This window comes from Lonsdalea populi, assembly GCF_015999465.1.
Classification (GTDB): Bacteria; Pseudomonadota; Gammaproteobacteria; order Enterobacterales; family Enterobacteriaceae; genus Lonsdalea; species Lonsdalea populi.
Genome location: NZ_CP065534.1, coordinates 1,406,204 through 1,418,909, shown reverse-complemented (window position 1 = coordinate 1,418,909; position 12,706 = coordinate 1,406,204). Strand labels below are relative to the sequence as shown.

Here is a 12,706-nt window from a genome sequence, read left to right as displayed (position 1 = left end):
ATCCCGGCGGCCTAATCAGGCCACTGCCCGATGTTTTTCATACAGAAAGTGCAGTACCTGCTGGCGGTACTGCTGGAACAGAGGATCGGTCGCCAGTTTCAGCCGCTAACGGGGTCTCTCCAGCTCGACATGCAAAATTTCGCCGATCTTGGCAGCCGGACCATTGGTCATCATCATTACCCTGTCCGACAGCAGTACAGCTTCGTCGACATCATGGGTGATAAGCAAAATGGTGGTCTTCAGCCGCACCTGAATTTCCATCACCGCGTCCTGCAGATGCGCACGGGTCAGAGCATCGAGCGCGCCGAACGGTTCATCCATCAGCAGCACTTTCGGCTTCATAGCCAGCGCACGGGCAATGCCAACACGCTGCTTCATTCCTCCGGAAATTTCGCTGGGACGTTTGTCCATCGCATGCCCCATATGCACCAGCTCAAGATTGTGGGCTATCCAGTCGTGCATCTCGTTTTTGCTCATCTGTCCTTTAAACACCTGCCGCACTGCCAGCCCCACATTGTCATAGGTCGACAACCACGGGAGCAGCGAGTGATTCTGAAACACCACCCCGCGCTCCGGCCCAGGACCGGTGATTTCCTGGTTATCACACAGCAGCACGCCCTCTGAAGGGCGGCTCAGTCCGGCAATAAGGTTGAGCAACGTCGATTTTCCACAGCCCGAATGGCCGATCAGGCTTACCGTCTCTCCTTTGGCGATATCAAAACTGACGTTGTCGAGCGCCAGAAATGGTCCTTTGGCGGTGGTAAAACTCTGGCTGACGTTCTCAACGCGGATGATTCTTTGCTCGGTTTTCATCTCAGGCTCCTGTTATCGATTGTCGTAGCTAAAACGGCGAGCAATAGCCATTAGACCCAGCTCCAGCAGCATGCCCACCACGCCAATCAGCAAAATGGCGATGATGATGTTTTCGACGTTGAGATTGTTCCATTCATTCCAAATCCAGAAGCCGATACCCACGCCGCCGGTCAGCATTTCTGCCGCGACGATCACCAGCCACGCGATGCCTATCGACAGACGCACACCGGTGAGGATGTAGGGCAACACGGCCGGAAACAGAATTTTGCGTATCACGGTGAATTCACCGAGTTTCAGTACCCGCGCGACGTTAAGGTAATCCTGCGGGATACGCTTCACGCCCTCGGCGGTATTGAGGACCATCGGCCAGATGGAGCAGACGAAAATCGTCCACGCTGACGCCGGTTCGGCGCGCTGGAACAACAGCAGACCAATTGGCAACCAGGCCAGCGGACTTACCGGGCGCAGCAGCGAGATGACCGGGTTGAACATATTGGCGATAAAACTGAAGCGACCAATCAGAAATCCGGCGGGAATACCGATAATCGCCGCCAGCCCAAAACCGATAGCGACGCGTTTCAGCGACGCCAGCACGTTCCAGCCAATGCCCATATCATTGGGTCCGTCGATGTAAAACGGATCGGCAAAAATCACCTTCGCTGCTTCCCAAGTTTTCATCGGCGTAGGGAATCCCTGGCTGTTGAGGGCAGCAATCTGCCAGATGACCACCAGCACGACCATACCCAGCACACCGGGAATCGTCTTTTGCATACTGCGACGAAAGGCGGCACGCTTGTTGGCGCTGGTCGACGGTTTTACCGCTTCGGGTTTAGCCACATTGGGCAGAACGACTTCTGTACTCACCGGTTCGGCTAGCGCCACGAAATTAGTTGTTGAAGGAGTAGACATATCGGGCCTCACTTAGCGTTTCATCACAAAACTGTTGGCATACTCAACGGGTTGACTGCCGTCCCAAATCTTGCCGTCAATCAACTTACTGCTGCGCATGTCACCGGACGGCAGAGCAATGCCTCCAACCACGCTTGCGGCCTGCTTATAGACGTCAATGCGGTTGATCTTTTTGGCAACACCGAGATAGTCGGGCTCTTTATCGAGCAGACCCCAGCGTTTGTGCTGGGTCAGGAACCACATACCGTCCGACAGATACGGGTAGTTGATCGCGCCGTCATTAAAGAAACGCATGCTGTGGGCGTCTTTCCATTTTCTGCCCAAACCGTTTTCGTAATCGCCAAGCATTCGTCCCTGAATAGTTTCTACCGCGGTATTGATGTAAGCGCGCGCCGCTAAGACCTGCGCGGTTTCAATACGATTGGCGTCTGAGGTATCAATCCAGCGTGATGCCTCGAGCACGGCGGCGGTCAGGGAGCGGGCAGTATTCGGGTTAGCAGCCACCCACGAAGCAGTGGTGCCGAGAATTTTTTCGGGATGATCAGGCCAGATTTCCTGTGAGGTCACGGCGGTAAAACCGATGTCATCAAGGATTGCACGCTGATTCCAGGGCTCGCCCACGCAGTACCCGCTCATGTTGCCGATTTTCATATTCACCACCATCTGCGGCGGCGGCACGACTACGTTGCGGACGTCATTAAACGGGTGAATTCCAGCGTTGGCGAGCCAGTAATACAGCCACATGGCGTGGGTGCCTGTCGGGAATGTCTGCGCGAAAGTGTAGGTGCCTTTGGCGCTGGCATCGATAACTTTCTTAAGCGATGCATCATCAGTCACTCCCGCCTGCTTCAACTGGTTCGCCAGAGTGATCGCTTGACCGTTATGGTTGAGAGCCATCAGCATCGCCATGTCGTGCTGTGGACCGGAAGCCCCTAGCTGTAGGCCATAAACCAGTCCGTAGAGCACATGCGCAGCGTCAAGTTCGCCGGAGACCAGTTTGTCGCGTATCGAGGCCCAGCTGGACTCTTTGCTCAGAATGACTTTGATGCCGTATTTTTCATCGAACTTTTTCACCGCCGCCATCACCACAGACGAGCAGTCGGTCAGTGGGATAAACCCCACGCGGACCTCCTTTTTCTCCGGCGCATCGGATCCCGCCGCCCAGACGGTGTTCATAAAACCCGGTATCATCATGCCGCCGCCGAGTGCTGCTCCCCCGGCAAGAAAGCAACGGCGGGTGTACTGGCCGAAAGTTTTTTTGTCGTCTTGCGTCATTGCAGCTTCCCGTTAGGTTAAAAATGGGCAAAAAAAAGGCGTCCGGTCAGCATTTAGTTTCCTAAACGCTAACGGACGCCATTATCCGTAACTCTGACTAAACCGCCTTTGGCTTAGTGCTTATGTGTTTATAACAATGCAGCTTGCGTGCCAACTTACTAACGTAACTATAGGATCAATCAGTTAGTACTTTTACAGTTGAGCAACAAGCACTGCACTGCAGCGGGGCGCTGTGCGCATCGAAATTGCACACGGGCAGGCAGCTACCCTCTTAGTTTTCATCCACCATATTCCCCAATACGGCGGCCACCGCGAGCAGCGCTTCTGCAATTTCCACCAGTTTTTTGTTTTGCTTCATCGCCATATCACGCAGCGTTTTGTGTGCCTGTGGCTCGGTCATGCCGTGATGCTGCATCAATAATCCTTTTGCACGTTCGATTAGCTTACGTTCAGCGAGTGTCGAACGCAACGCCGTCAGTTCGGCGTCCTGAGCCTGTAACTGCCGCGCCTGTTGTTCAACCAGCTCGAGAATCGACAGGCTAAGCTGCGGCGAAATGAGCGCTGCATAGTTATTGTCGTGTGGCGGGATCTGCACTATCTCCTGTTCCTGCTGCTCGCGAGAGATTTCTGCGTCGCGAATACGCTGGCAGCAACATTCCATCAATGCCGTCTCAAGCAAGTCCTCCAACTGTTTCATACCGTCAATGCGCGACGTGGTAAGTTCAAATTAGCGCAGCGCAGCGTTCAGCGGCTTTGTGGCCGGCGCGGCGCGGGTACAGGCGATACGGCGGAAACGTTCGAACTCGCTGCTGTCTTGCGTGAGTTGCTGCTGCCAAAGCGCAAGACTGCGCGCATCGGCGAACTCACTGAAGGTCTTAAAGCAGCGTTCCTGCCCTTCAATCAATTCGATGAGCTGTTGATTGATGCGATCGTCAAAATGACGTGTGGCGAAACCGGCGGCACCGAGCGCACGCTCCTGACCAGCCAGCTCCTTTCCTTGCATAAAGCTGAACAACGCGAGCAACGCTCGGGAAATCGAAGGGTCACCGGAGGAATCGGCCGCCTCAAATATCAGCGCCAGATGGATGCGGATCACCTCGCAGTACTGACTCATCGCTTTCGGCTGGCTGATGCTTTGTGTCTGGATCTGTTGACGAAGCAGCGGCAAGGTGCTCAAGCTATGAAGTACGGCAGCAATGCGGCTGAACAACCGTGAGGGATTCGATAGGCTGGTGTCGGTTAAATTCAGTACCTGAAGCTGCTGATTAACCCCCTCCTCCGCCCTCTGCACCTGCAAGAATTCCTCATATAGACGGTCCCTCCAGGTTTCGCCCTGAGAACACAAATAAATGTTAGCTGTGCCGCGCTCGCGTTGCAGCATGTGAATGAGCTGACTGACCGCGCCGACCAGCTTGCCCATCTGCAACAGCTGGTGCAGACTAGTGATTTCACTTTTCTTTGAGGCCTTCAGGAAATCGAGGGTAGTAAGGACCATAGTTGAACCAGCTTAAAGAAATCGTTCTATCTGGATAGCAAGATGTGTGCCACTGAAGCTATCAGCGTTTCAAGTATCGGCGGTTTTCGCAGCGAATACTTTACGGATGGAAAGACTTTTCTAATACCGAAAAACTGAAGCTTTAGCTTTTTCCAAGCATCTCGTGTCGTTCGCGCATAAGGCAGCGGCGCCCTTTAAATATAACGCTAACAGACCGCAGCCTTACTCTACGCCAGTAGGTTGGTAATGCAGAAGACGAGTTTTTATATAAATCGATATGGCAGTCTCACCGCCGCGGTGTCGATTCGCCTGAGCCGGACGGCCTAGGGATCACCGTCACCGTGCCAGTCCAGTCCAGTCCAGTCCAGTCCAGTCCAGTCCAAGATATAAAGGCTCTTGACCGCAAAATGATATTGCCGGCAAAACTGTAGTTTGAATAATTCGCTGCGTTGCCAGGCTTCAATATAACGAAGTTGCTTGGTGATGGAATGCCTTTTTCGATAATAGATTGCATGACAATGGAAGTCGGTGAAATAAGAATGCGTTAACTAAAATTATCAACAAGGCGAGATGCCGGGCCGCTTAGGTTACCTCCTTCCATGTATTTAATTGAAGGTTAAAGATCCTGAATGGCTGTTATCTCATCTTCTTTAATACTGATTTTTTCACATAAACGTTGACGCTCTCCTTTTATCTCCCTACATAGGTCAACCTCACGTTTTTAAGTTCAACTATTTGGCATTGCGCAGCATCCAGTAAAGACTGATTAATCCCGCCGCCAAGATAGGCAACTTCGCGCGAAAGCGTAGCGATTATATCTCCTTTTTTTACCATCTCGCCCCGATGTCCCTCGACACGGTTTATAACTCCATCTTGATTGGATATCACCTCAACAGCCGAAGGGGTATAAATTATTCGACCACTTACAGGTACTCTTTGTGTATAGGTAGTAAATAATAGAAGTATACATATCAATAATACACCAAGGGCAAACCACAGTGGGGTCAGTCCATGGATGGCTGCAGTGTGCTGAAAGGGTGAGAGCCACTAAACGAACCTCGGTGCTGATGTTATCCGCCAGAGGATCGGTCGATGAACGAGTCAAAGGGCTGCGTCACGGCGCCACCGACTACCTGCCAAACCCCTTTTCCCTGATTGGGCTGGTTGCCCGATACAGGCGCTGCTAGGGCGACGCGTCAGAGGGATGACCGAGGAAGAGTTGGTTGAAACCATCATCCACCTGGCTGTTTATTCCTCATGGCCGAACTCGGTAACCGCGATCGCCGTGGCGCAGGAGGGCGTTACCGTCAGCCCTGCGGGTTCACAGACTACGACGGCTGGTCCGTCTGAATATTTTACCGGTACGGCAAAATTTGATTCCCGGTTTCAACACGCCGAACCGGCACGCGTCGGCGGCGGGATCGTCACCTTTGAGGCGGCGCGTGCACCGCATGGCATACCCATCCGCTGGGGCAAACCCTTATCGTCACGTCGGGAAGCAGCAGCGTTCCTTGCCCCGCCCGTATGATTTCAGATGCCGCCGTCATCTCCGCTCCCAGATCACGCCGCGTGGTCAGGTTCGCAATGCCTGACGTCACGCAGCAAGAGGAGTATGCTTTCCCCACGACAGCGTTTGCCGTCGACGACACGCCATCATTGATGTGTCGAAAAGCGAACGGGAGGGAGTCTGTTGCACATAACCCGCGATAAAAGGAGTGAGTAGTATGAACGCTTGTCAGATCACCCGGCTGGCTGCGCGTGAGCGTCCACGGTTGCAGCTCTTTTGTTTACCCTTTGCCGGCGGTAACGATGGTTTTTACCGCGGCTGGCGCGACTATCTGCCGCCGGATATCGATCTCAATCTGATCTCGCTGACGCAGAAATCCACACTATTGGGGCGGCGGGAGCAGGCCGGTCCGCGGACTTTACCGGAAATAGCCCACCGACTGGCCAATGTCATGGCCCCGGATCTGTCCCTGCCCTGGGTACTTTTCGGGCACAGCATGGGCGCGGTGCTGGCTCTGGAACTGGTATTGCAACTTGCGCGACGGCAATCCCTGCTGCCGTCGCTACTGGCGGTTTCCGCTCATGTCGCGCCGCAATTTCATAATCCGGACCCGTTATATTTGCTGAGCGACGATGAGATGTGCGGCTTGCTGCGCGAGATGGGCGGCACCTCGCAAGCAATGCTGGCCTCGCCGGGAATAAGAAAAATGATCTTGCAGGCGGTCAGACAAGATCTGCGGTTACTGACCGACTGGCGTCCCCCCGCCCAACAAGCATTACCCTGCCCGATTGCGGCTTTTCTGGGGGAAAAGGACAATATGGCGCCGCTTCCAGCGATGCAGGGCTGGCGCAGTTGGACCCGCGCCGAATTTAGCTGCGATATCTTTCCGGGCGGTCATTTTTATTTCAACCACGATCCGCAACCCCTGATCGCGCGCTTGCTCGCCCGTATCCCCCTTTCCCCCACATAGCATTGATTTCGGGCGCGTCGCCTTACGCGCCCGCCCCAGCCAGGTAGCGCGCATAATCAGGCACCCGACGACGTTGCGCCAAGAGATTCTGGTGCAGCGTCTCCAGCACCTTGAGCGAAAATCGCTGTTGCCGCCAGTGTTCAAGCGTGATCCCCAATTCCAGCCGTTCCCACAGCGATGCGTTGCACTGTTCATGCGGTCCGAATGGTTCCAGAAAGATCAGCGGCGTCGCCGACCATAGCGAATCCAGCAGGGTCCCGCCTCCCGGTTTGCTCAGTATCCCCAGCGCCTGACGCGCCAGCTCGAACGAATCATGATGGTCATCACGGCGCTGGAAAGAGACCGGCGTGTCTCTGCCCGTGACTTCGCCGAACGGCGGAAACCCCGAATCCTGCCAGGGCCGCCAGTCGGGGTCGATCATAAAATAGCGACAACCCGTATCGGTAATATCGTCATGATGGTAAGCCACGATGTCGATGGCGATATTTTGTTCCGCCAGTGCGGGCGCACGCTCAGCGTAAGTGCCCAGTCCCCAGCCGCCGCCATGCGCCAAAATACGATTAGAACGCTGATGCCAAGGAATGGGGTCGGCATAGCTGACCGGAATGGACCACGGGAGCGCGCCGTCGGCAGCGCTGGCCAGCCAAATATCTCGCGCCGACGGCACGCTTTCCGTGCACTGAAAGGAGGGCGACGTCACTGAATCAATATGGCAACGATCCACCGCGATGTCGGCGTGATGTTGTCGATAACGCTGGATGATGGGTTGCCAGAAACCGGATACCACGACAAACCGCTTCACGCCGGACTGTTCCCACGCCGAGAAAAGCCGTGCCAGCGCCCCTTCATCCAGCTCGGGCATGAGATCCCTGGCCAGTCGCTGACCGGCCAGAGCAACTCGGAAATTGCGGTGAAAGGCCTGTTTGGACTGGTTGATTTTTTCCTGTTTGTCTGCCCGCATCAGTTGTTCAAACACGTCGACGCGGCTGGCGACATGATGTTCCTGCAAGCGGCGCGCTAACAGTAATCCGGGGACATGGACGCCGAGCGCGACGCCGGAAGTAAGAATGGCAATCATATTGACCTCCTGGTCAAGAGTCCTGAAACGATAGCGTATGGCGACGCGCTTTACGCCCGATGCGTCAACGCGGCCAGATAAATGTCCTCCATCAGAGAGACACGCTGCGCCTGACGGCGTTCAAGGTTTTGCCATGCCGCGGCGTCGGCGGAAAAATACCCGTCGATGCGACGCAACTGGTCCGCATAGTAGTTGCTGGCAGGGTGCGTGATCACCTCACGCTTGCCGTCCCGGTCGGTGACATGCAAATTTACGGGAAACGCGGCGCTGGCGGGCAACAGAAAATTGCGCAAGCCGATCCGCCCATGGCTGAACCGCCACTCATGGGAAGCCTGATAAGTCTCGGCGAAACCACAATTCAGCTCGGCTCGGCATCCGTCGCCGCAGTCAATGCTGGCCTGAAACTGTTGGTCAATCCCATTCGGGCCGCTGAACGTGGAATGACCCGAGACGCCGACGGGGTGAAGCGGCAAGGTAGCCTGCAACATTTGCAGCCAGTAGCTGGCGGTATCCAGAAACGCGCCGCCGCCAAGTTCCGGCCGAATACGATATCCCCGCAGCGCGGAGAGCTTGAATGAAATAGTCGTATGCACCGACTCCAGCGCGCCCAACGTTTGCCCGCTAATCAGTGCCGCGACGGTTTTCTGCCAGGGATGCTCGGCGCACATAATCGCTTCGATCACCTTAACCTGACTGGCATGAGCCGCCTGTTGAATGGCATGCCATTCCCGCCGTCCGAGGCAGAGCGGCTTTTCGACGATCACATGCTTGCCGGCATGGATGGCATCCAGCGTCATCACCGCATGCGCCGCGTTATGCAGTGAGATATAGGCGATGTCGATAGCGGGGTCGCGCAGTAGCGCGGCATAATTCTCATAAGCGATCAGCGGCGGGCGGCTCGCGGCAAAGGCCTGAGCGCGGGCGAAATTGCTGGCGGCAACGCCGCGCACGCTAAAGCGCCCGCTACTGCGGGCGGGTTGGATAATAGCTTTCTCGGCGATCGGCGTCGCCCCCAGCAACCCGATGGTCGGCATGCGCTTTTTCACCGTGCGCCTCCGATTGCTTCCAGCGTCTGTAGCAGCTGCGCTTCATAACCGGCCGCCGCGTCCGGCCGCTCCCGCGGACAGACGCGCGCGAAGTAGAGCCGCCCGCGTGGTGGCAACGCCGTCGCCGTGGACAACGGCAGAATGCCGGGGCGATCTTGTCTTGCCAGCATCGTTTGTTGGTCGAGTTGTTGCAGCAAACGGTCGATGACATCCGCCGCGGTGATTTTTACCGACCAGACGCACATATCGACGGCAAACTCCGGCGCGAATTTTTTTTCCAGCAACAGACTCAGCAACCCCATCGAGACGCGCGGATTAACCTCCAGTAGCGGAATGATGCGATCATCCGCCAGCAACATGGCGTCAATACATAACGGACCGAAATAGCCCTGTTGCGCCATATCGCGCGCTAATTCACACGCCAGCTCCTGATAACCTTCGGTCGCCAGCCGAGTGATCAATGCGGGCGCCAGCGCGCCCGAACCGTTATAGGCTAATCCGTTATTCTGCATTTGCCGCCATCCGAGCCATTCGATATTCCCGCTCTCGCTGATGCGCAGATGCGCGGAGAAATCGGTGCGCCGCGGGAAAAACGGTTGCGCGAGCAACGCCAATTCGCTCCCGACGCTCACCTGCTTTTCGAGATGGCGGCAGACGCTTTCCAGTACCGAGGACGATGTGATATGGATAGCCCCCCGACCGGCTACGCCATAAGGGTCCTTGAGGATGAAACCGGCGCCCGCGTGATCAATGGCGTAACGGCGAAGTTGCGCCACCTGCGTCACCACCTCGCACTCGCCGGGCAGTTGATGCGAGCGGACCCACTGATTCGACCATAGTTTTGAGCTCAATCGCGCCACATTGCCGGCATCAGGCAGCGGCGACGTCACTTGCCAGCGGTGGCGTAATGCGCTGACCGCGTCGGTGACCGCATAGGGCGCCAGGGCATAAGCCGCGGAAGGAGACGGAACCTGATCCAGTAATATCCGCTCTGCCTGCTGCGCCGGGGACGATGGCAGCGGGCGTTCGCAAAAACGGATATTGGCCGCAGCCAAGGCCGCCCGCAGCGCCGGCGAGAAAGCCGTCCGGGCCATGAGGATATCGTCAGGCCGGCAGGCTATCGCCAACAGCTGATCCATCTGAGCAATAATGCGCTGCCCCTGCCGATCCGCAATGGCGGGCAAACTGACCGCGTTATCCGGTCGCCAGTAGCGCTCGGCATCAAAGGTGCCGAAATGAATATAAGGCTTGCTATCCATGCTATATCCTTATTATCTGTTATTTCGCTATTACCGCCTACCGTTGCAATTCGGTTATCAGCTCGCAACAATGCCCGATAGTGAAATTTTCTATTTCTATCGACTCATAATCAAATGCGATATTGTATTTATCCTCCAGCATTAAAAAGAAATTAATCATCTGGATGGAATCTATCCCCAGATCGGTGGCGATATTATCCTCGGCGCGTAATGCCTCTTCCCGTCCGTTTTTTTCCAGCACCTCAAGCAATAAAAATTTTACTTCCGTCAAAAGCGCGTCCGTCATGGCGTTAAACTCCGTTAAGATATAAAAGAATACATTTGGAACACACGGGCATTAATCCCGTGTCGTTCAGCGTCTCGCGAATACGCTGAAATTCGGGACCGTGCCAGATGTCGTCAACCTGCTGATCATGAAGATTGCCGATGACAAATTCGGAAAAGAATTTGCATGATGTAACATCCCCGTTGGCATGCACTTCCAGACGATTGGATAGCGCCAGACATTGTTGCCGATGCTGAGCCGGCCGGGAAGTGCCGCGAATAAAATCGTCTATCTCGTCCTCTTCAAGCTGCGGCTGATAGCGGATTCGGCAGTGCCAGGGACGCGATGCCAGCTTTGCCAGCGATTCACGCAATACCGGCACCTGGCTTTCCGGCAGTTGATAGGTATAGGCGTGCCAGGTCGGTTTCTCTGACGGCGGGTTCATCCAGCAGAATTTATCCCGGAAATAGCTATCCATGTGCCCGGCCACCTCGGGGCTGATAAACCATGGATATTGGAAATAGACCGTGTTGACGCCCAGTTGCTCGGCCCATGTCATGAACTCGTACATCTTGCCCACCCCGCTTTCTGAAACCATGCAGGAAAGGGAAACCTCCCCTCGGAAACGGCCCTCCTGTTTCAGGCGCAGCAGGTACTGAATATTTTCGCTGGTCTGCCGAAATTTGCCTTTGCCGCGCAGTTGATCGTGCTGTTCTTCCAGACCATCCAAACTCACCAGCAAATTCAAATGGTTACCGAGCGCCAGCAGATCATCCAGTCTCTTTTTTATCAGAATGCCGTTGGTGCACATAATGATAGTTCGGGGATAGCGCTGTAAAAGCGTAGATATTTCATTGAATTGCGAGTGTATCAACGGCTCCCCGCCCCATAAGAACAACTTGGCGTCAGGCGTCTGCGTCGCCCGTAGCACCTTTTCAATAACAGGGAGTGGAAGTTCCGTTTTTTGCTGTTGATGGTCCATATCATGGAAGAACCCTTTGTCATTCCATTGATAACAGTGTTTACAACGCAGATTACAACGATAGGTCAACTGAAGGCTGACATCAGCGGGCGTCGCCGCAGCGTAATGTGGGTTATCGGTCAGCGCCTTACGAGCTTTTGAGCGCAGTGCGATAGTGTTTTTTAGTTGCTCGAATTCATCCCGTTTGAGGATGCGGACAGTCTTTGGATGCATAGGTATCACTCCCTTGACGTGATGATTTATCTACACCAATAGCTTTCGTTGCTAATAAGAAAGCAGATATATCCCTGATATCAATATGCAAACTTAACAGATAAAAAGTCAATTTATTACACATAAAAAATGGACATGAAAATCATCACCATTTAATTTCAATGCTATATAATTTTTATTGCAATTAACTTTCCTAGTATATATTCACAATGAAATATTAAAAATCATAACGTAAATCAACCTTGCTTGTTATATCAATGTAAAAAGACAAAGAATAGTGAGCGAGCAGGTGATCTTCCCCCTGAAAACAGTGCCGGTCTAAACTGAAGTATCCGGCCTTTCTTCCATCACACAAAGAGGCTCATCGCCATGAAAAAAACCCGTTAAACCGAATAACGGATTGCGTTTGCGCTGAAACAGGCTGAAACCGGCACCCGAGTCGGGGAAGTCTGCGGGATGAATGTCTGAACATTCACTGGTCCCTGTCATTGGGCGATGCGCAGGACAAACTCGACCACTGGCGCAGGGAATATAATTATGAGAGAACGCATTCATCGTTAAATGACATGACTCCGGCTGAATTCATTCGAAATCTTCAGAAAGACGAAGATCCCTGATTTAGCACTGCGCTGATTTTGGGCTAAGGTCAATAGTGGACTGGCCCCACATCGGGCAAGTGGCGTCACCTCACTAACCGCCTAATACCCGCATCTCCCTTCTCAGCTTGTTTTTGATGTACTCGGATGTTGATTAATATTTTTTATGGTTAAACCAACTTCAGCGTCTATAGTTAATCCACACTTTAAGAAAGTCCACGCGTTATATTTTATATAATAATTAAAAACATTTATTCAAAAATAATTGCTATCGACTATTTATAAAAATATATACCGC

The 12,706-nt window shown here is 53.9% G+C and carries 8 protein-coding genes and 6 pseudogenes; 5 read left to right on the top strand and 9 right to left on the bottom strand.

Annotated elements, in window-relative coordinates:
• Nucleotides 1-15: 15 nt before the first annotated feature.
• The 4 genes and pseudogenes from I6N93_RS06150 to I6N93_RS06135 all read right to left on the bottom strand — a co-directional run bounded on the left by I6N93_RS06150 (nucleotide 16) and on the right by I6N93_RS06135 (nucleotide 4,492).
• Nucleotides 16-813 (bottom strand): annotated as a pseudogene (locus tag I6N93_RS06150) (ABC transporter ATP-binding protein).
• A 12-nt stretch (nucleotides 814-825) separates the two neighbouring features.
• Entirely contained in the window at nucleotides 826-1,722 is an 897-nt protein-coding gene (gene ntrB / locus I6N93_RS06145; RefSeq protein ID WP_085686135.1) for a nitrate ABC transporter permease, read from the bottom strand.
• 12 nt (nucleotides 1,723-1,734) lie between these two features.
• On the bottom strand, nucleotides 1,735-2,997 hold the full coding sequence (locus tag I6N93_RS06140; protein ID WP_085686137.1) for a CmpA/NrtA family ABC transporter substrate-binding protein: 1,263 nt from the start codon (nucleotides 2,995-2,997) through the stop codon (nucleotides 1,735-1,737).
• Between the two features lie 271 nt (nucleotides 2,998-3,268).
• Nucleotides 3,269-4,492 (bottom strand): annotated as a pseudogene (locus tag I6N93_RS06135) (nitrate- and nitrite sensing domain-containing protein).
• Nucleotides 4,493-5,503: 1,011 nt separating this feature from the next.
• Between I6N93_RS06135 and I6N93_RS06130 the strand changes: the two are divergent.
• The 4 genes and pseudogenes from I6N93_RS06130 to I6N93_RS06120 form a co-directional block, all read left to right on the top strand.
• Nucleotides 5,504-5,687, top strand: a pseudogene (locus I6N93_RS06130) (DNA-binding response regulator); the annotation flags it as partial.
• Between the two features lie 9 nt (nucleotides 5,688-5,696).
• Nucleotides 5,697-5,741 (top strand): annotated as a pseudogene (locus I6N93_RS17430) (hypothetical protein); the annotation flags it as partial.
• A pseudogene (locus I6N93_RS06125) lies at nucleotides 5,724-6,001 on the top strand ((R)-mandelonitrile lyase); the annotation flags it as partial. The pseudogenes I6N93_RS17430 and I6N93_RS06125, both read left to right, overlap by 18 nt.
• A 215-nt stretch (nucleotides 6,002-6,216) precedes the next feature.
• The gene (locus I6N93_RS06120; protein ID WP_085686139.1) at nucleotides 6,217-6,969 is read left to right on the top strand and encodes a thioesterase II family protein; all 753 of its coding nucleotides are present in this window, start codon (nucleotides 6,217-6,219) and stop codon (nucleotides 6,967-6,969) included.
• A 22-nt stretch (nucleotides 6,970-6,991) separates the two neighbouring features.
• Here the strand turns inward: I6N93_RS06120 and I6N93_RS06115 are convergent, their stop codons facing one another.
• Genes I6N93_RS06115 through I6N93_RS06095 form a run of 5 tightly spaced genes read right to left on the bottom strand, consistent with a single transcriptional unit; the run spans nucleotide 6,992 to nucleotide 11,812 of the window.
• Nucleotides 6,992-8,047 (bottom strand): hypothetical protein, encoded by a 1,056-nt coding sequence (locus I6N93_RS06115; RefSeq protein ID WP_085686141.1) that lies wholly within the window; start codon nucleotides 8,045-8,047, stop codon nucleotides 6,992-6,994.
• A 50-nt stretch (nucleotides 8,048-8,097) separates the two neighbouring features.
• The gene (locus I6N93_RS06110) at nucleotides 8,098-9,093 is read right to left on the bottom strand and encodes a Gfo/Idh/MocA family protein (protein ID WP_085686143.1); all 996 of its coding nucleotides are present in this window, start codon (nucleotides 9,091-9,093) and stop codon (nucleotides 8,098-8,100) included.
• On the bottom strand, nucleotides 9,090-10,352 hold the full coding sequence (locus I6N93_RS06105; RefSeq protein ID WP_085686145.1) for a hypothetical protein: 1,263 nt from the start codon (nucleotides 10,350-10,352) through the stop codon (nucleotides 9,090-9,092). The genes I6N93_RS06110 and I6N93_RS06105 overlap by 4 nt, the downstream gene beginning before the upstream one ends.
• Nucleotides 10,353-10,389: 37 nt before the next feature.
• Nucleotides 10,390-10,638, bottom strand: a complete 249-nt coding sequence (locus I6N93_RS06100; protein ID WP_085686147.1) for an acyl carrier protein — start codon at nucleotides 10,636-10,638, stop codon at nucleotides 10,390-10,392.
• A gap of 4 nt (nucleotides 10,639-10,642) precedes the next feature.
• Nucleotides 10,643-11,812, bottom strand: coding sequence for a radical SAM protein (locus tag I6N93_RS06095; RefSeq protein WP_085686149.1), 1,170 nt, complete (start codon nucleotides 11,810-11,812; stop codon nucleotides 10,643-10,645).
• Nucleotides 11,813-12,255: 443 nt separating this feature from the next.
• On the opposite strand from I6N93_RS06095, the pseudogene I6N93_RS06090 reads away from it, so the two are divergent.
• A pseudogene (locus tag I6N93_RS06090) lies at nucleotides 12,256-12,429 on the top strand (integrase core domain-containing protein); the annotation flags it as partial.
• Nucleotides 12,430-12,706 lie beyond the last annotated feature (277 nt).